Here is a 16459-nt window from a genome sequence, read left to right on the forward strand (position 1 = left end):
TCTCGGGCCTTCGTCGTCGCCGTCCGAGGGACGGACGCCGCGGGTCAGCGCTGACGCTTCTCGCGGACGCGCATGTTGACGTTGATCGGCGTGCCCTCGAAGCCCCAGATCTCGCGCAGGCGACGGATCACGTAGCGACGGTAACCGGGGTCGAGGAAGCCGGTCGTGAAGAGCACGAAGGTCGGCGGACGGCTCGCGGCCTGCGTGCCGAACAGGATGCGGGGCTGCTTGCCACCGCGCAGCGGGTGCGGGTGCGCCGCCGTGAGCTCGGCGAGGAAGGCGTTGAACTTGCCCGTGGGGATACGCATGTCCCACGACTCGAGTGCGACCTCGAGGGCCGGGACGAGACGCTCGAGGTGGCGGCCCGTCCGCGCGGAGATGTTGACGCGCGGCGCCCACGACACGTGCGAGAGGTCCTGTTCGATCTCGCGCTCCAGGTACTTCCGGCGTTCGTCGTCGAGCTGGTCCCACTTGTTGAAGGCGAGCACGAGGGCGCGACCGCTCTCGAGGACGAGGTCGATGATCCGCACGTCCTGCTCGCTGATCACCTCGGTGACGTCGATGAGGACGACGGCCACCTCGGCCTTCTCGAGCGCCGTGCTCGTGCGGAGCGACGCGTAGAAGTCGGCACCCTGCGACAGGTGCACGCGACGACGGATACCCGCGGTGTCGACGAAGCGCCAGATCTTGCCGCCGAGCTCGATCTGCTCGTCGACCGGGTCGCGGGTGGTCCCGGCGAGATCGTTGACGACGACGCGCTCCTCGCCTGCGGTCTTGTTGAGCAGGCTGGACTTGCCGACGTTCGGGCGTCCGAGGATCGCGACGCGGCGGGGGCCGCCGAACTCGTCCTTCGCGACGGCCGAGACCTGCGGGAGGACCTTGAGGATCTTGTCGAGGAGGTCGGCGACACCACGGCCGTGGATCGCGGAGACCGGGTGGGGCTCGCCGAGGCCGAGGTTCCAGAGCGCCGCGGCCTCCGGCTCCTGACGGGCGTCGTCGACCTTGTTGGCGACGAGGAAGACGGGGCGTCCGGTCTTGCGGAGCAGCTTGACGACCTGCTCGTCGGTCGCCGTGGCACCGACCATGGCGTCGACCACGAAGATCACGACGTCGGAGAGGTCGATGGCGATCTCGGCCTGGGCCGCGACAGACGCGTCGATCCCCTTGGCGTCGGGCTCCCACCCACCGGTGTCGACGACCGTGAAGCGACGGTCGTTCCACTCGGCCTTGTAGTTGACGCGGTCGCGGGTGACACCGGGGGTGTCCTCCACGACGGCCTCACGACGACCGAGGATGCGGTTCACCAGCGCGGACTTGCCCACGTTCGGGCGACCGACGATCGCCACGACGGGCAGCGCCGGTAGGAAGCGGATCTCGTCCGGGTCCTCCGTCGCGCCGTCGAGGATGTCGAGGTCGTCGCCCTCGAGGTCGTAGTCGGCCAGGCCGGAGCGGAGGGACGCGGCCCGCTGGGTCGCGAGCTCCTCGTCCATGTCCTGGAGGCGGTCCGCGAGGTCGTCGGGGCCTCCGTCGAACTGCTCGTCATCGTGAGCCATGGGAGTTCCTTGCTGTGAGGGATTCGGTGACGCGGACGACCGCGTCGACCGTCTCGTCGAAGTCGATGTGCGTGGAGTCGACCGTGGTCACTCCGTCCGCCGCGTTCATGAAGTCGACGACCCTGGAGTCCGCCCGATCACGCCGCTGCAGTTGTTCCGCGACGTCGCCGGCAGGGTGGCTCTCGAATTCCGCTGAACGCCTGGCCATTCTAGCCGCTTCGGATGCCGTGAGCAGGATCCGAGCCTGAGCATCCGGTGCGACCACCGTGGTGATGTCGCGTCCCTCGACGACGATGCCCGGGCGGTCGACGTCGGCGATGAGCGATCGGAAGGTCTCGTTGATCCACGCACGCACCTCCGGGACACGGGCCACGGCGGACACGACGGCCGTCACGCGAGGGCCGCGGATCTCGTCCGTGACGTCGCGACCCCCGAGCGTGAACGCGGTCACGTCCGGGTCGAGGGAGACGGTGAAGGCACCACCGAACGCGTCGAGCGAGCCGATCACCGCCGCCGAGTCCTCGGGGTCGACGTCCGCACCGAGCGTGTGGAGCGCGAGCGCGCGGTACCAGGCGCCCGTGTCGAGGTAGCGGTAGCCGAGTCGGCGAGCGACGGCCTTGCTCACGCTGGACTTGCCGCTGCCGGCCGGTCCGTCGATCGCGACCACGACGGGTGCGTCCGGCGTCGTCGACGCGTCGGTGCTGGTGGGGTGCTGTTCGGTCATGTCTCTTCCTATACTTCCGCGATGCGCCAACCGCGCGACTCGAGGTCGTCGACGGTGCGCTGCTTCACCTCGGGGAGGACCTGGACCTCCGCGAGACCGATGTTCGCGCCGGGCGAGTGCTCCAGACGCAGGTCTTCGATGTTGACGCCGATCTCGCCGAGCTCCGTGAACAGGGCGCCCAGCTGGCCAGGGCGGTCGTCGAGGAGGACGACGATGCTGGCGAACCGGCGGTTCTGGCCGTGCTTGCCGGGGAGCCGTGCGACGCCGGTGTTGCCGGCGGCGATCGTGTCCGCGATCGTGCGGCGAGCGCCGGGCACCTCCGGGTCCCGGAGTGCCGAGATGACCGACGCGAGGTCGGTGGACAGCTGCTCCAGCACCGGGAGGACCTCGGCGTGGTTGGCGCTGAGGATCTGGACCCAGAGCTCGGGAGCGCTCGAGGCGATGCGGACGGTGTCGCGCAGGCCCTGGCCGGCGAGCTGGATGGCGCCCTCCTCGGCGTCCTGCAGCTGGGCGGCCAGGAGGCTCGCGACGAGTTGCGGCGTGTGCGAGACGAGCGCGACGAAGCGGTCGTGTTCGTCCGGCGTCATCTCCATCGGGATGGTGCCGAGGTCGAGCGCGAGGCCCTCCACCTGCGACAGTGCCCAGGCGGGTGTCTCGGCGTCGCGGCAGATCACCCACGGGCGGCCGAGGAAGAGGTCGGCTCTCGCGGAGATCGCTCCCCCGCGCTCGCGGCCGGCGAGCGGGTGGGAACCGATGTACCGGGTGAGGTCGACGCCGCGCTCGAGCAGTGCCCGGTACGGTTCGAGCTTCACGCTCGCGACGTCGGTCACGACGGCGCGCGGGAACGCGGCGAGTTCGGCCTCGATGACGCGCGCGGTGACGTCCGGTGGGACGCAGATGACGACGACGGACGGGTCGTCGGCGGGTTCCGCCGCACGACCCGCGCCGTAGTCGATGGCGAGGCGCAACTGGCTAGGCGACGCGTCGTCGAGGATGATGTCGACGCCCTTGGCGCGCAGCGCGAGTCCGATGCTCGCGCCGAGGAGGCCGGCTCCGACGATGCGGACCGACCCCTGCACGCGCGCGGGCGCGGAACTCAGGTCGCTCATGCCGTCGGCTCCGACGCCTCCGCTGCCGTGCCGTCGGCCGCGCGGGCTTCAGGACCGTGAGCGCGGGCGATGGTCAGGATGGCGCCGAGTTCATCCTTGCTCAGCTCGCGCAGCTGTCCGGATCCGAGGGTCCCGAGGTGCAGGGGGCCGAACTGACGACGCACGAGGTCGACGACCGGGTGGCCGACCGCGTCGAGCATGCGACGGACGATGCGGTTCCGCCCGGAGTGCAGCGTGAGCTCCACGAGGCTGAACCCGTCCTCGGTGCCGAGCAGGCGGGCCTTGTCGGCGGAGATCGGTCCGTCCTCGAGCTCGATGCCCGCGGTCAGCTTCGCGAGGACCTGCGCGGTCACCTTGCCGGTGACCTTCGCGATGTACGTCTTCTGCACACCGAACGACGGGTGCGCGAGCACGTGCGCGAGGTCGCCGTCGTTGGTGAGGATGAGCAGACCGCTCGTCTCGGCGTCGAGGCGGCCCACGTTGAAGAGCCGTTCCTCGTACTGCTCGGTGAAGCGGCGCAGGTCGGGGCGACCGCGGTCGTCCTTCAACGAGCTGTAGATGCCCACCGGCTTGTTGAGCATGAGGTAGCGCTTCGAGGCGTCGAGCTGGATGGCGCTGCCGTCGACCGACACGAGGTCGTGCTCCGGATCGATCCGCGAGCCGAGCTCGGTGACGACGACGCCGTTCACCTCCACACGGCCGTCCTCGATGAGTTGCTCAGACACGCGCCTCGAGGCGACGCCGGCGTTCGCCAGCACCTTCTGCAAGCGGATGCCCTCTGATTCAGTGCTGGTCACTGTCGAATCCTTCCCGGCCATCGTCGAGCAACGGCGAGATCCGCGGCAGCTCCTCGATGGCGTTGATACCAAGTTGGGTGAGCAGGAGATCGGTGGTGCCGTAGTTGATGGCACCCGTCTCACTGTCGGTGAACATCTCCGTGATGAGTCCGCGTCCGAGGAGGGTGCGGACGACGGAGTCGACGTTGACGGCGCGGATCGAGGCGATCGCGCCGCGGCTGATCGGCTGCTTGTAGGCGATCACGGCCAGGGTCTCGAGCGCCGCCTGCGACAGCTTCGTCGGGTTCTGGGTCACGACGTAGTCGGTGACGAGCGCGTCGTAGTCGGCTCGGACGTAGATCCGCCAGCCGCCGCCGACCTCGCGGAGTTCGAACCCGCGTCGGACGCCACCGCGTTCGCCGTCGTAGTCGACGACGAGTTCGGCGATGGCCCGTCGGACGGCGCCGACCGGAACGTGCACGGCGGCGGCCAGGTTCACGAGGCTCTGCGGTTCGTCGGCGACCATGAGGATCGCCTCGAGCGCACGCGGGACGTCCGGTGCGGGCACCGGCGCGGGCTCGGCCGGCAGGCCCTGAGCGGCGTCCGTCGGCCGCTCGATCGACTCGGGCGTCGCGTCAGGCATCGTAATCGGCTCCCAGGTTGGCGAGGCTGTCGTCGTTCCAGGTCTCGGCCGTCCAGCGCAGCGTGAGCTCGCCGAGCGGTTCGATCTGCTCGAAGGACAGCGCCGCGTGTCGGTACAGTTCGAGCACAGCGATGAAGCGCGCGATGACCACACCCTTCAACTCCGCGCCGGCGATGAGCTCGCGGAAGGTGTGGGACCCGCCGCGGCGCAGGATGGCGACGACGTGCGCCGCCTGCTCCCGGATGCTCACGAGCGGTGCGTGCAGGTGGTCGAGACCGACGGTCGGCACCTCGCGCGGCGTGAACGCGAGCGTCGCGAGGGCGCCGAAGTCCTGCGCGGTCAGCGTCCAGACGAGTTCCGGGGTCTGCTGACGGTACTGCTCCTCCAGCCGGACCGCCCGGAAGTGGCGCGCCGCCTCCAGGTCGAGGCGCTCCGCGAACCACGCCGACGCCTGCTTGAACGCGCGGTACTGCAGCAGGCGCGCGAACAGCAGGTCACGCGCCTCCAGCAGGGCGACGTCCTCCGCGTCGACGAGCTCACCCTGCGGCAGCAGCCCCGCGATCTTGAGGTCGAGCAGGGTGGCCGCAACGACGAGGAACTCGCTCGCCTGGTCGAGTTCGTCGTCGGCCTCGAGCGTGCGCAGGTAGGCGATGAACTCGTCGGTCACGCGGCTGAGCGAGACCTCGGTGATGTCGAGTTCGTGCTTGCCGATGAGGGTCAGCAGGAGGTCGAAGGGCCCTTCGAAGCCCTCGAACGACACCCGGAACGACGGTGCCGGTGTTGGGTCGACGGTCGTCGCCTCAGCGGAGCGCGAGCCGGTGTCGCCGGCCGGAGGGAGGACGGCCACGGGCGTCCGCGCGGGATCAGGCGATCGCGCCACGGGAGATGAGCTCTCTCGCGAGCTGACGGTAGGCCTTCGCGGCGGCGTGCTCCGGTGCGAACTCGGTGATCGGGGTTCCGGCGACGCTCGCGTCGGGGAACTTCACGGTCCGTCCGATGACCGTCTCGAGGACCTTCTCGCCGAACGCGTCGACGACGCGCTCGAGGACCTCACGCGAGTGCAGGGTCCGGGAGTCGTACATGGTGGCGAGGATGCCGTCGAGCTCGATCGCCGGGTTGAGGCGGTCGCGCACCTTGTCGATGGTCTCGATGAGCAGCGCGACACCGCGGAGCGCGAAGAACTCGCACTCGAGCGGGATGAGGACCCCGTGGCTGGCGGTGAGGGCGTTGACCGTGAGCAGGCCGAGCGAGGGCTGGCAGTCGATCAGGATGACGTCGTAGTCGTCGGACACCTTGCGGAGCACCCGGGCCAGGATCGTCTCGCGCGCGACCTCGTTGACGAGGTGGACCTCGGCGGCCGAGAGGTCGATGTTGGCCGGGAGCACGTCGAGACCCTCGATGGCGGTGTGCTGGATGACCTCGGCCGGGTCCTTCACGGTGCCGAGCAGCAGGTCGTAGACGGTGTTGGAGTCGTGGGTGGAGATGCCGAGACCGGCGGACAGCGCACCCTGCGGGTCGAAGTCGACGACGAGCACCCGGCGGCCGTATTCGGCCAGCGCGGCGGACAGACTGATGGTGGTCGTCGTCTTGCCGACGCCACCCTTCTGGTTGCAGAGCGAGATGATGCGTGCCGGACCGTGCTGCGCCAGTGTGGGCGGCACGGCGAACTCACGACGCGGGCGGCCGGTCGGGCCGTTCGGGTTCAGTTCGGCGGCGGTCTTGCGCGCAGAATCCTGCACTGCGCTCGTGTGCTTCGTACCGGCCACCGGTGTTGCCTCGCTCCCGCTTGCTGTCGTTCGAGTGACGAGTCTACCGGGCCACGGGTCAGGCCTGCGGTGCCGCTCCGCCCGTGGTCCATCTGGCCCGGGGATGGGACTGCGTGTACACGTCGCGGAGGTTGTCGACCGTCACCAGCGTGTACAGCTGCGTCGTCGCCACCGAGGAGTGACCGAGGAGTTCCTGCACGACGCGGACGTCGGCTCCGCCCTGCAGGAGGTGCGTCGCGAAGGAGTGTCGGAGGGTGTGCGGCGAGACGTGCGACTCGAGTCCTGCGCGCTCGGCGGCGCGTTGGAGGACGAGCCACGCGCTCTGCCGGGACAGCCGCGCACCGCGCTGCCCGAGGAAGAGCGCCGGCGTGGACCGGCCGAGGCCGGAGAAGACCGGCCGGACGCGCACCAGGTAGCGGTCGACGGCGTCACGGGCGAAGCTGCCGAGCGGCACGATCCGCTGCTTGCCGCCCTTGCCGAGGAGCCGCACGATGTCGGTGTCGATGACGTCGTCGACATTCAGGCCGACGGCCTCGGAGACGCGGGCTCCTGTCGCGTAGAGCAGTTCGAGGAGCGCCTTGTCGCGGACGGCGAGCAGGTCGTCGCCGTCGGTCGTCTCGAGCAGTGCACGGACCTGGTCGATCGTGATCGCCTTCGGGAGCCGCCCCGGGAGCTTCGGCGGGCGTACCTCGCGCGCGACGTCGACCTCGACGAGCTGTTCGTCGAGCAGGAACCGGTGGAGACCGCGGATGGACGACAGCACCCTGGCGAGCGAGGACGCGCGCACCGGCTGACCCTCCGGTGTCCGGAGCGACGCCGTGTACTCCGACACGTGCGCAGCGGTGACGGCCGGTGCCTCGACGACACCGTGCGCGCCGAGCCAGGCGAGGTAGCCCTCGAGATCCCGCCGGTAGGCGGCCTGCGTGTTGGCCGACAGGCCGCGCTCGATCGCGATGTGCCGCAGGTAGTCGGCGACCGCGCGATCGAGCGCCACGCCTCAGGCTCCGCCCGGCCCGATCGTGGAGTCGCCGCTGTCACGCAGCGTCGACCACCCGCGATCGCGAGCCGCGGCGGCCGTGAGGACGCCGAGCATCAGGATCGAGTTGTGGAGCCGGCCGTCGAGCACCGCGGCCACGGCGTCATCGAGGGGCACCCACTCCACGAGGATGTCCGCCTCCTCCTCGGCACGGGCGAAGGCCTCGGCGGTCGCGGTGAGGTCACGCGCGAGGTAGATGCGGATCGACTCGTTGCTGCCACCGGGCGTCGTGTAGAACTCCGTCAGCAGCTGGAGCGAACCGGCGACGAGGTCGGCCTCCTCCTCCAGCTCGCGCCCCGCGGCCACGGCCGGGTCCTCCCCCGCGATGTCGAGCAGACCGGCCGGCAGCTCCCAATCGCGCTCACCGATCGGGTGGCGGTACTGCTGGATGAGCAGGACGCGCTCATCGGCGTCGAGCGCCAGCACCGCGACCGCCCCGGTGTGGTCGACGAACTCGCGCACGACCTCGCCGTCGCCGTAGCGGAACGTCTCCCGACGGATGTCCCAGACCTTGCCCGCGAACGCGCACTCGGAGGACACCACCTCGACGGGGTGCGGCTCGTCGCGCAACGACGCGGCGTCGCCGATCGACTCAACCATTGGCGACGTCGAACAGGCGGCTCGCCTGCTGGCGCTCGAGCGAAGCACCGACGAGACCGGCGAACAGCGGGTGCGCGTGGTTCGGGCGCGACCGCAGCTCGGGGTGCGCCTGCGTCGCGACGTAGAACGGGTGCACCTCGCGCGGCAGCTCGACGTACTCGACGAGCGTGCCGTCGGGCGACAGACCCGAGAACTGGAGGCCGGCGTCCGCGATCTGCTGGCGGTAGCCGTTGTTCACCTCGTAGCGGTGACGGTGACGCTCGGACACCTCGTCCGCACCGTACAGCTCGGCGACGATCGAGCCCTCGTCGAGCTTCGCCGCATACAGACCGAGGCGCATCGTGCCGCCGAGGTCGCCGCCCGCGATGATCTCGACCTGCTCGGCCATCGTCGCGATGACGGGGAACTGCGTGTCGGGGTCGAACTCGGAGGAGCTGGCGCCCTCGAGCCCGACGACGTTCCTGGCGTACTCGATGACCATGCACTGCAGGCCGAGGCACAGGCCGAGCACCGGGATGCCGTTCTCGCGGGCGAACTTCAGGGCGCCGAGCTTGCCCTCGATGCCGCGGATGCCGAAGCCACCGGGGACGCAGATGCCGTCGACGTCGGCGAGCGCCTTGATCGCTCCCTCGACGGTCTCGCAGTCGTCGGACGGGATCCAACGGATGCTGACCTTCGTGTCGTGGGCGAAGCCGCCGGCCTTGAGCGCCTCGGTCACCGACAGGTAGGCGTCGGGCAGGTCGATGTACTTGCCGACGAGGCCGATGGTGACGGCGTGCTTCGGGTGGTGGACGGCCTCGAGGAGGTCGGCCCAGCCGCTCCAGTCGACCTCGTTGGTGACGAGACCCAGGCGGTCGGCGATGTACGCGTCGAGGCCCTGGTCGTTCAGCATCGTGGGGATGTCGTAGATGCTCGGGACGTCGACCGCGTTCACGACCGCGTCCTCGTCGACGTCGCACATGAGCGCGATCTTGCGCTTGTTGCTCTCGGTCACCGGACGGTCGCTGCGGAGCACGAGTGCGTCGGGCTGGATGCCGATGGACCGGAGGGCCGCGACCGAGTGCTGCGTCGGCTTCGTCTTCTGCTCACCGGAGGCGCCCATGTACGGCACGAGGGACACGTGGACGAAGAACACGTTGTTCCGGCCGAGCTCGTGGCGGATCTGGCGAGCCGACTCGATGAACGGCTGCGACTCGATGTCGCCGACCGTGCCGCCGATCTCGGTGATGATCACGTCGGGCTGGGGCGTCTCGGACGCCTGGAGGCGCATGCGGCGCTTGATCTCGTCCGTGATGTGCGGGATCACCTGCACGGTGTCGCCGAGGTACTCGCCACGGCGCTCCTTGGCGATGACGGTGGAGTAGATCTGACCGGTCGTCACGTTCGCGGCCTGGCTCAGCTCGATGTCGAGGAACCGCTCGTAGTGGCCGATGTCGAGGTCGGTCTCGGCGCCGTCGTCGGTCACGAAGACCTCGCCGTGCTGGAACGGGTTCATCGTGCCCGGGTCGACGTTGAGGTAGGGGTCGAGCTTCTGCATGACCACCCGGAGCCCGCGCGCCGTCAGCAGGTTGCCGAGGCTGGCTGCGGTGAGCCCCTTGCCCAACGAAGAAACGACACCACCAGTCACGAAGATGTGCTTGGTCGTGCCGTTGGAGCCCGAGACGATGCCGTCGATCGGAGAGTTCAGGTTGCCCGCTTCAGAAGTATTCACCACGGGCTTTTATCCTACCATCCAGTTCGGGTTCATGTGTCGCTTCCTTCGCGGTCGCGTCGTCAGGAGGCTGCGAGGGCGAGCAGTTCGCGGGCGTGGGCGAGGCCGCTGTCGGACTCCGCGAGCCCGGAGAGCAGCCGAGCCATCTCCGCCTCACGCTCGGCGCCGACGAGCTGGCGCACGCTCGACGCGGTCACCGAACCGTCTCCGCCCTTGACCACGCTCAGGTGGTTGTTGGCGAAGGCCGCGACCTGCGCGAGGTGGGTGACGACGATCACCTGCGAGCGTTCGGCGAGGGCCGCGAGGCGACGCCCGATCTCGATCGCCGCGGCTCCGCCGACGCCGGCGTCGACCTCGTCGAACACGAAGGTGGGCACGGGGTCCGCACCGGCGATGACGACCTCGAGGGCGAGCATCACGCGGGACAGCTCTCCACCCGAGGCGCCCTTGCCGAGCGGTCGGGGCTCGGCACCGGCGTGCGGCCGGAGGAGGAAGGCGATCACGTCCTTGCCGTGCAGCGTGAGGTCGTCGCGATCGGACACCTCGACGACGAGCTCCGCCTCGGCCATCGCGAGCGAGCGCAGTTCCGCGCTCGCGGCTGCGCCGAGTCGAGCGGCGGCTTCGATCCGGACGGCGCTCAACGTCGCGGCAGCGGCGTCGACCTCCCCGGAGAGTCGTTCGACGTCGCCCTCGAGCTGGGTGATGCGGTCGGAGTCGCCGTCGAGTTCCATCAGGCGTGTGCTGCCCGTCTCGAGCAGGTGCAGGACGTCCTCAGCGGTCGGCCCGTACTTCCTGGCGAGCGTCGCAAGAGTGGCGCGGCGTTCCTGGACGACCTCGAGTTCGCGAGCGCCGTCCTCGTCGAGTCCGGCGAGGTAGCTCGAGAGCTCGGCGGCGATCTCAGCAGCCAGGTAGCTCGCGTTGGCGACACTCGCGGCGATCGCGCCGAGGGCGGGATCGTGCACCGAGGCCCGGTCGAGCTGCCGCCGCGCGCCTTCGAGCAGTCCGACGACGTCGCTCTCCTCGCCGGCCTCGGCCGAGACGAGCTCTCGGGCGCCGGCCGCCGAGAGGCGGAGCTCTTCGAGGTTCGTCAGTCGATCTGCGCGCTCGGCGAGCTCGGCGTCCTCGCCGGGCTGTGGGTCGGCCTGCTCGATCTCGGCGAGCGCGACGCGCAGCTGCTCGGCCTCGAGGAGTCGCGTGTCGCGCTCGTTCGTGAGGGTCTCGAGTTCCGTCCGCAGCTCCAGGAGCTCCGTGTAGCACCGCTGGTAGTCACCGAGAGCACGCTGGAGCGGTTCGCCGGCGAAGCGGTCCAGGGCGTCCCGCTGGGCCGGCGCGGCCCGCAGTCGGATCTGATCGGACTGCCCATGCACGACGACGAGCTGCTCGCCGAGTTCGGAGAGGATCCCGATGGGGGCCGTGCGGCCACCGACGATCGCGCGGCCGCGGCCCTCGGCGGTCACGATCCGACCGAGCAGCAGCTCTGCGGCATCACCCGCGGGATCGAGGTCTCCCCCGGCCTCGCGGACGCGCTCGGCGACCGCGCCGTCGCCCGGCACCAACCAGCGTCCTTGGACACTCGTCTGCTTCTGGCCCGCTCGCACGACGCCGCTGTCCGACCGCTGTCCGAGGAGCAGCCCGAGGGCGGTGACGACCATCGTCTTGCCTGCGCCGGTCTCGCCCGTCACGGCGGTGAAGCCGGGACCGAGCGGGAGTGTCCCGGACGCGATCACGCCGAGGTCGCGGATCTCGATCTCCTCGATCATGCGGTGCCCTCCTGATCGCTGTGGTGTCGGGTGGCCGTGGAGGCCGGGAGGTGGATCGTGCCGGTCATCGGCTCCTCGCGTCCGACGGGGCCACGCCAACCGGTGACCGGTAGCCGGAACTTGTTGACGAGTCGATCGGTGAAGGTGCTCTCGTGGAGGCGTGCGAGGCGGACCGGCACCGAGGAGCGTCTGACGACCACCCGGGCGCCCGGCTGGAGGTCCTTGGCCCGGCGTCCGTCGCACCAGAGCACGCCGAGGCCGTCGGTGCGTTCCAGGACCTCGACGGCGAGGGACGACTCCGGGCCGACCACGAGCGGCTTCGCGAACAGGGCGTGCGCGCTGAGCGGGACAAGGGTGATGGCCTCGACCGACGGCCACACGACCGGGCCGCCCGCGGAGAAGTTGTAGGCGGTGGAGCCGGTCGGCGTCGAGATGACCACCCCGTCGCACCCGAACGAGGAGAGCGGACGCTGATCGACCTCGATCACGACCTCGAGCATGCGTTCCCGGCTCGCCTTCTCGACCGTGGCCTCGTTGAGCGCCCACGTCTCGTAGACGACCTCCGCGCCGACCTTGACCCGGACGGAGAGCGTCATGCGCTCCTCCACGAAGTAGTCGCGACGCACGACGCGTTCGACCGTCTCGGCGAGGTCGTCGCGCTCGCTCTCGGCGAGGAAGCCGATGTGACCGAGGTTCACCCCGAGCAGCGGCGCCGCCGATCCTCGCGTGACCTCGGCCGCTCGCAGGATCGTGCCGTCGCCGCCGAGGACGATCGCCAGTTCGATGTCGCCGAGGGAGACCTCCTCGTCGAGGATGGAGACGACGTCGAGATCCGGGTCGACGGCGATGAGGTCGGCCCGCTCCAGCGCGCTGAGGACCGGGCGGACGCCCGCCTCCAGGAGCAGCCTGGACACGAGCACGGCGGCATCGCGCGAGTCGTCGCGGCCGGTGTGCGCGACGACCAGGATGTTCCTCGCCGCGACCGCAGGATCGGTGGAATGTGCCATCGGGTTACGCTCCAGCCATCGAGGTGATCTGCTGCATCCATTCTGTCGGATTGGTTCCGTGCTCCGCCGATATCCACACCACGTACTCGCGGTTGCCGTGGGTGCCGACGATCGGCGACGGGATGAGCCCGGCCGTCCCGAGCCCGAGGTCCCAGGCCGCCCACAGGACGCCTGCGACGGCGTCGGCACGGAGCGCGGGATCGGTGACGACGCCCTCACGGACGCCACCACGACCGACCTCGAACTGCGGTTTGACGAGCAGGACGAGTTCCGCCGGTGACTCGACGACCGACACGAGTGCCGGGAGCACCTGCGTGAGGGAGATGAACGAGAGGTCGCCGACCACGAGCGACGGACGCTCGTCCAGACCGGTGAGGTCGCTGAGCTGCTCCGGCGTCAGGAAGCGGACGTTGCACCCCTCGACGACCCGCACCCGCTCGTCGTCTCGGAGCTGCGGCACGAGCTGGTCGTGCCCGACGTCGAGGGCGATCACCCGACGCGCCCCACGCTCGAGCAGGACCTGGGTGAATCCACCGGTGGAGGCGCCGGCGTCGAGGACGAGTGCGTCGTCGACGACGACCGGGAAGGCGTCCAGGGCGGCGAGCAACTTGTGGGCGGCGCGACTTACGTAGTGGTCGGCGCCGGCGACGACGACGCGAGCATCCGGGTGGACCCGGTGGGAGGCTTTGACGATCGTGCGGTCGTCGACACTCACGAGGCCGTCGGCGATGAGCTGGGCCGCATGGGTCCTGGAGCGGGCGAGTCCTCGCGCGGCGAGGGCGGCGTCGAGGCGGGCGGGCTGCGCGGCGCCGTTCGGCGAATCGGCTGTGGCCGACGGTTCGGGTGTGTTCTCCATGCGCTACGCCGAGGTCTTCAGCGAGTCGCTCCCCTCGAGCGTCGCCCGCAGTTCGTCGACGAGCTGGCTGTATGCGGCGGCCCGCTCCTCGAGCGGCTGCTCGTCGATGAGGTGGACGCGGGACACGAGGCCGTCGGTCGGGTGCTCCGGTTCGTTCGTCACAGGGCAACCCTACCGGCCGCCGCCGTCGCCGCCCCCGGGAACCGCTGTGGGCGAACACCCGTGGTGAACCGCGCCTCCCGAGGGGTGGGCATCACTCCGCGTACAGGCGCTCCGGGACGTTGAGCCCGTAGATGGCACGGCCGGAGGCCCAGATCGCGGCGCACGCGGCACGCAACAGGTCGATCCGGGACGGGCCGTCGGACTCCACCACGACGTCGTTCCCACGGATCCGCACCGTGGCCGCACCGACCGTCGCCGCCTTGCCGTCGCGCGACATGGTGGTGGCCGGATACGGCTCGTGCAGCTGCCGCAGGTCCTCGAGGATGAAGGTCGGCCGGGAGTGCTGGTCGGCTGCGAGGACATGCTTGGCCCGATCGATGCCGGTCAGGACGAGAGCTGACGCGATCCCGGCGCGGTTCGCGCCGAGGATGTCGGTGTCGAGTCGGTCGCCGATGAAGAGCGGCTTCGATGCGCCGAAACGCACCTTCGCCTCGTCGAAGATCGGTACCTCCGGCTTCCCGGCGACGGTCGCCAGACGGCCGACCGCCGTGTGGACGGCCGACACCAGCGTGCCGTTTCCCGGAGCGATCCCGCGAGCCTGCGGGATGGTCCAGTCCGTGTTGGTCGCGACCCACGGCAGCTCGGAACCGTCGGCGGTCGGCGTCTGCAGTGCGAACGCCGCTTCGGCCAGCTGCGACCAACCGACCTCGGGAGCGAAGCCCTGGATCACCGCAGCCGGCGAGTCCTCAGCGGAGCGGGTGACGACGAAGCCACCCTTCTCGACCTCGTCGACGAGCCCGGCGCCACCGACGACCAGGATCGTGGACCCGGCCGGCACCAGGCCGGCCAGCAGTCGGACCGCGGCCTGAGGGCTCGTGACGACCTCTGCCGGCGCGACACTGAGGCCGAGATCGGTCAGGTGCTGCGCGACGGAGGCGTCCGTCCGGGAGGCGTTGTTCGTGATGTATCCGACGCGAACGTGCTCTGCCGCCAGGTTCAGCGACTCCACCGCGTGCGGGATCGGGTTCGGGCCGGCGTAGACCACGCCGTCCAGATCCGCGAGGACCACGTCGACGCCGTCGAGCGGGGTCACGGGCTTAGGCCTTCTCGTCAGCAGCGGACTCACCGGACGGCTCCTCCCCGGGCTGATCGTCGGATTCGGAGGCGACAGCTGTGGGCGACTCGGGTTCGTCGTCGAACTCGAGGAACTCCTCCACAACCACCATCGTCTCGCCCTCGTCGTCCGCAGCGGACTGCTCGAGCGCTTCGGAGGCGATCATCGCACGGTCGTGCCAGACGGCCGCCTCCTCCTCACGGCCGAGGACCTCGAGGGTCTCGGCGTACGCGTTGAACAGCGCCGGGCTGTAGGAGAACGCACGTTTCGGGTCGAGCTGTGGGATCTGGAGCTCGAGCAGCGCGTCCTCGGTCTGCCCGAGGTCGAGCCGGGCACCCGACATCGCGATCGCGAGCGCAACGCGGACCGGCACGTCGAGGGTCGAGCGATCGACGGACCGTCCGAGTTCCAAGGCACGCTCCGGCCGGCCGACGCCGCGTTCACTGTCGACCATGAGCGGCAACTGGTCGTCCTTGCCGGAGATACGGCGATAGGTCCGCAGCTCGCGAAGCGCGAGGGCGTAGTCGCCGGTCTCGTACGCGGTGATGGCGAGGGTCTCGCGGACCATCGCGATCCGGCCGGCCCGACGGGCAGCGGACATCGCGTGGAGGTGGGCCAACGCAGGATCGCTGTCGATCAGTCGCGCCGCCATCGCCAAGTGCTGCGCGACGCCGTCGGCGTTCTCCTTGCTCAGGGTCTTCAGCTCGTTCCGCGCACCCTTGTCCAGGTCCTGCGGCGTGACGTCGTCAGGGATCTCCGGGTCGTCGTGACGCGGACGGATCGACTTGAGCTCGAACGCGATGCGCTCTTCCTCGGTCAGCTCGCGCTCGCGTCGGAACGCGTCGCGGTCGCCGCGGGCCGGAGCGCCATCGCGCGTCCACAGCTCGCGTCCACCGCTGTCGCGCCCGCGGTCGGGACGGCCACCACGCTCAGAGGAGTGTCCACGGTCGGTCCGGTTTCCACGGTCCGGACGATCGCCGGACGATGGACGGTCGCCGCTCCGTGCGGGACGGTCTGAGCGCTGCGGACGATCCCCCGACGACGGCCGGTCCTGCTGCCAGGCGGGACGGTCCGACCGTTGCGGACGGTCGCCGGACGCTGGCCGATCTTTCTGCCAAGCCGGGCGGTCCGAACGCTGCGGTCGATCACCGGATGACGGACGGTCACCACTGCGCGCGGGACGGTCCGAGCGCTGCGGGCGGTCCCCGGACGCCGGACGATCTTTCTGCCAAGCAGGACGATCCGAACGCTGCGGACGATCCCCCGATGACGGACGGTCACCACTCCGTGCTGGACGGTCGGAGCGCTGCGGACGATCCGTGCGTGGACGATCGCTCCTGGGCGCATCGGACCGCTGCGGGCGGTCGGTGCCGCGAGCACGATCATCGCGCCGTGGAGCACCACCGTTCCCACGGTTGTCACCGGAAGATCTCGGAGGACGTCGCTCACCCTTGTCGGGCTGGTCTGCTGACTGGTCACTCACGATGATCTCCACGGTGTTCGGACGCCGTCACCCGGCGTCAATCTACTGTTGAATTCTTGTCCCACGGTACCCGTGAAACGACGACTTCACGCACAAAGCGTGTTAACGCAAAATGGCCACCCAAGAACCTTGGGTGGCCATTTCAACGAAGAAGTCCGG

The 16459-nt window shown here is 70.0% G+C and carries 17 protein-coding genes; 1 reads left to right on the forward strand and 16 read right to left on the reverse strand.

All coding sequences use genetic code 11. The features are described 5' to 3' along the window. Window positions 1–44: 44 nt before the first annotated feature. From der to IFR14_RS12610, 16 genes are all read right to left on the reverse strand, one after another. Window positions 45–1553, reverse strand: coding sequence for a ribosome biogenesis GTPase Der (gene der, locus IFR14_RS12535; RefSeq protein WP_085514417.1), 1509 nt, complete (start codon window positions 1551–1553; stop codon window positions 45–47). Then, a complete protein-coding gene (gene cmk, locus IFR14_RS12540; RefSeq protein WP_191941179.1) occupies window positions 1540–2277 on the reverse strand; it encodes a (d)CMP kinase in 738 nt (245 codons plus the stop codon). The genes der and cmk overlap by 14 nt, the downstream gene beginning before the upstream one ends. Window positions 2278–2285: 8 nt before the next feature. Beyond that, the gene (locus IFR14_RS12545) at window positions 2286–3386 is read right to left on the reverse strand and encodes a prephenate dehydrogenase (protein WP_191941180.1); all 1101 of its coding nucleotides are present in this window, start codon (window positions 3384–3386) and stop codon (window positions 2286–2288) included. Continuing rightward, a complete protein-coding gene (locus IFR14_RS12550; RefSeq protein ID WP_086475416.1) occupies window positions 3383–4204 on the reverse strand; it encodes a pseudouridine synthase in 822 nt (273 codons plus the stop codon). The genes IFR14_RS12545 and IFR14_RS12550 overlap by 4 nt, the downstream gene beginning before the upstream one ends. Then, window positions 4170–4805, reverse strand: coding sequence for an SMC-Scp complex subunit ScpB (scpB, locus tag IFR14_RS12555; RefSeq protein WP_191941181.1), 636 nt, complete (start codon window positions 4803–4805; stop codon window positions 4170–4172). Before scpB ends, IFR14_RS12550 begins: the two co-directional genes overlap by 35 nt. Continuing rightward, window positions 4798–5652: a segregation and condensation protein A gene (locus IFR14_RS12560; RefSeq protein ID WP_191941182.1), complete on the reverse strand. Its 855-nt coding sequence runs from the start codon at window positions 5650–5652 to the stop codon at window positions 4798–4800. Before IFR14_RS12560 ends, scpB begins: the two co-directional genes overlap by 8 nt. A gap of 16 nt (window positions 5653–5668) precedes the next feature. Further along, window positions 5669–6544, reverse strand: a complete 876-nt coding sequence (locus tag IFR14_RS12565) for a ParA family protein (RefSeq protein ID WP_071260744.1) — start codon at window positions 6542–6544, stop codon at window positions 5669–5671. Between the two features lie 85 nt (window positions 6545–6629). Then, entirely contained in the window at window positions 6630–7565 is a 936-nt protein-coding gene (gene xerD, locus IFR14_RS12570) for a site-specific tyrosine recombinase XerD (RefSeq protein ID WP_086475418.1), read from the reverse strand. 3 nt (window positions 7566–7568) lie between these two features. Then, the gene (locus IFR14_RS12575) at window positions 7569–8207 is read right to left on the reverse strand and encodes an NUDIX domain-containing protein (protein ID WP_191941183.1); all 639 of its coding nucleotides are present in this window, start codon (window positions 8205–8207) and stop codon (window positions 7569–7571) included. Next, entirely contained in the window at window positions 8200–9894 is a 1695-nt protein-coding gene (locus tag IFR14_RS12580) for a CTP synthase (protein ID WP_194718987.1), read from the reverse strand. Before IFR14_RS12580 ends, IFR14_RS12575 begins: the two co-directional genes overlap by 8 nt. Window positions 9895–9980: 86 nt before the next feature. Beyond that, the gene (gene recN, locus IFR14_RS12585; RefSeq protein WP_191941184.1) at window positions 9981–11678 is read right to left on the reverse strand and encodes a DNA repair protein RecN; all 1698 of its coding nucleotides are present in this window, start codon (window positions 11676–11678) and stop codon (window positions 9981–9983) included. Then, window positions 11675–12685: an NAD kinase gene (locus IFR14_RS12590; RefSeq protein ID WP_079706105.1), complete on the reverse strand. Its 1011-nt coding sequence runs from the start codon at window positions 12683–12685 to the stop codon at window positions 11675–11677. The genes recN and IFR14_RS12590 overlap by 4 nt, the downstream gene beginning before the upstream one ends. 4 nt (window positions 12686–12689) lie before the next feature. Continuing rightward, window positions 12690–13541, reverse strand: coding sequence for a TlyA family RNA methyltransferase (locus IFR14_RS12595; protein ID WP_191941185.1), 852 nt, complete (start codon window positions 13539–13541; stop codon window positions 12690–12692). Window positions 13542–13544: 3 nt separating this feature from the next. Beyond that, window positions 13545–13703 carry a hypothetical protein gene (locus tag IFR14_RS12600; RefSeq protein WP_191941186.1) on the reverse strand — a complete coding sequence of 53 codons (159 nt, stop codon included), beginning with the start codon at window positions 13701–13703 and terminating at the stop codon, window positions 13545–13547. 91 nt (window positions 13704–13794) lie between these two features. Next, on the reverse strand, window positions 13795–14796 hold the full coding sequence (locus IFR14_RS12605; RefSeq protein WP_244175506.1) for an HAD-IIA family hydrolase: 1002 nt from the start codon (window positions 14794–14796) through the stop codon (window positions 13795–13797). A gap of 4 nt (window positions 14797–14800) precedes the next feature. Next, window positions 14801–15469 carry a hypothetical protein gene (locus IFR14_RS12610; protein ID WP_198425044.1) on the reverse strand — a complete coding sequence of 223 codons (669 nt, stop codon included), beginning with the start codon at window positions 15467–15469 and terminating at the stop codon, window positions 14801–14803. 114 nt (window positions 15470–15583) lie between these two features. Between IFR14_RS12610 and IFR14_RS12615 the strand changes: the two genes are divergently transcribed. After that, on the forward strand, window positions 15584–15835 hold the full coding sequence (locus IFR14_RS12615; protein WP_191941324.1) for a hypothetical protein: 252 nt from the start codon (window positions 15584–15586) through the stop codon (window positions 15833–15835). Window positions 15836–16459: the final 624 nt, after the last annotated feature.

The organism is Plantibacter sp. CFBP 8775 (assembly GCF_014839505.1).
Taxonomy (GTDB): Bacteria; Actinomycetota; Actinomycetes; order Actinomycetales; family Microbacteriaceae; genus Plantibacter; species Plantibacter auratus.

What these genes read in the sequence shown, in the direction of transcription:
- der (WP_085514417.1), bottom strand. Translation starts at nt 1,553, where the DNA reads ATGGCTCACGATGACGAGCAGTTCGACGGAGGCCCCGACGACCTCGCG.
- cmk (WP_191941179.1), bottom strand. Translation starts at nt 2,277, where the DNA reads ATGACCGAACAGCACCCCACCAGCACCGACGCGTCGACGACGCCGGAC.
- IFR14_RS12545 (WP_191941180.1), bottom strand. Translation starts at nt 3,386, where the DNA reads ATGAGCGACCTGAGTTCCGCGCCCGCGCGCGTGCAGGGGTCGGTCCGC.
- IFR14_RS12550 (WP_086475416.1), bottom strand. Translation starts at nt 4,204, where the DNA reads ATGGCCGGGAAGGATTCGACAGTGACCAGCACTGAATCAGAGGGCATC.
- scpB (WP_191941181.1), bottom strand. Translation starts at nt 4,805, where the DNA reads ATGCCTGACGCGACGCCCGAGTCGATCGAGCGGCCGACGGACGCCGCT.
- IFR14_RS12575 (WP_191941183.1), bottom strand. Translation starts at nt 8,207, where the DNA reads ATGGTTGAGTCGATCGGCGACGCCGCGTCGTTGCGCGACGAGCCGCAC.
- recN (WP_191941184.1), bottom strand. Translation starts at nt 11,678, where the DNA reads ATGATCGAGGAGATCGAGATCCGCGACCTCGGCGTGATCGCGTCCGGG.
- IFR14_RS12590 (WP_079706105.1), bottom strand. Translation starts at nt 12,685, where the DNA reads ATGGCACATTCCACCGATCCTGCGGTCGCGGCGAGGAACATCCTGGTC.
- IFR14_RS12595 (WP_191941185.1), bottom strand. Translation starts at nt 13,541, where the DNA reads ATGGAGAACACACCCGAACCGTCGGCCACAGCCGATTCGCCGAACGGC.
- IFR14_RS12610 (WP_198425044.1), bottom strand. Translation starts at nt 15,469, where the DNA reads ATGGCGGCGCGACTGATCGACAGCGATCCTGCGTTGGCCCACCTCCAC.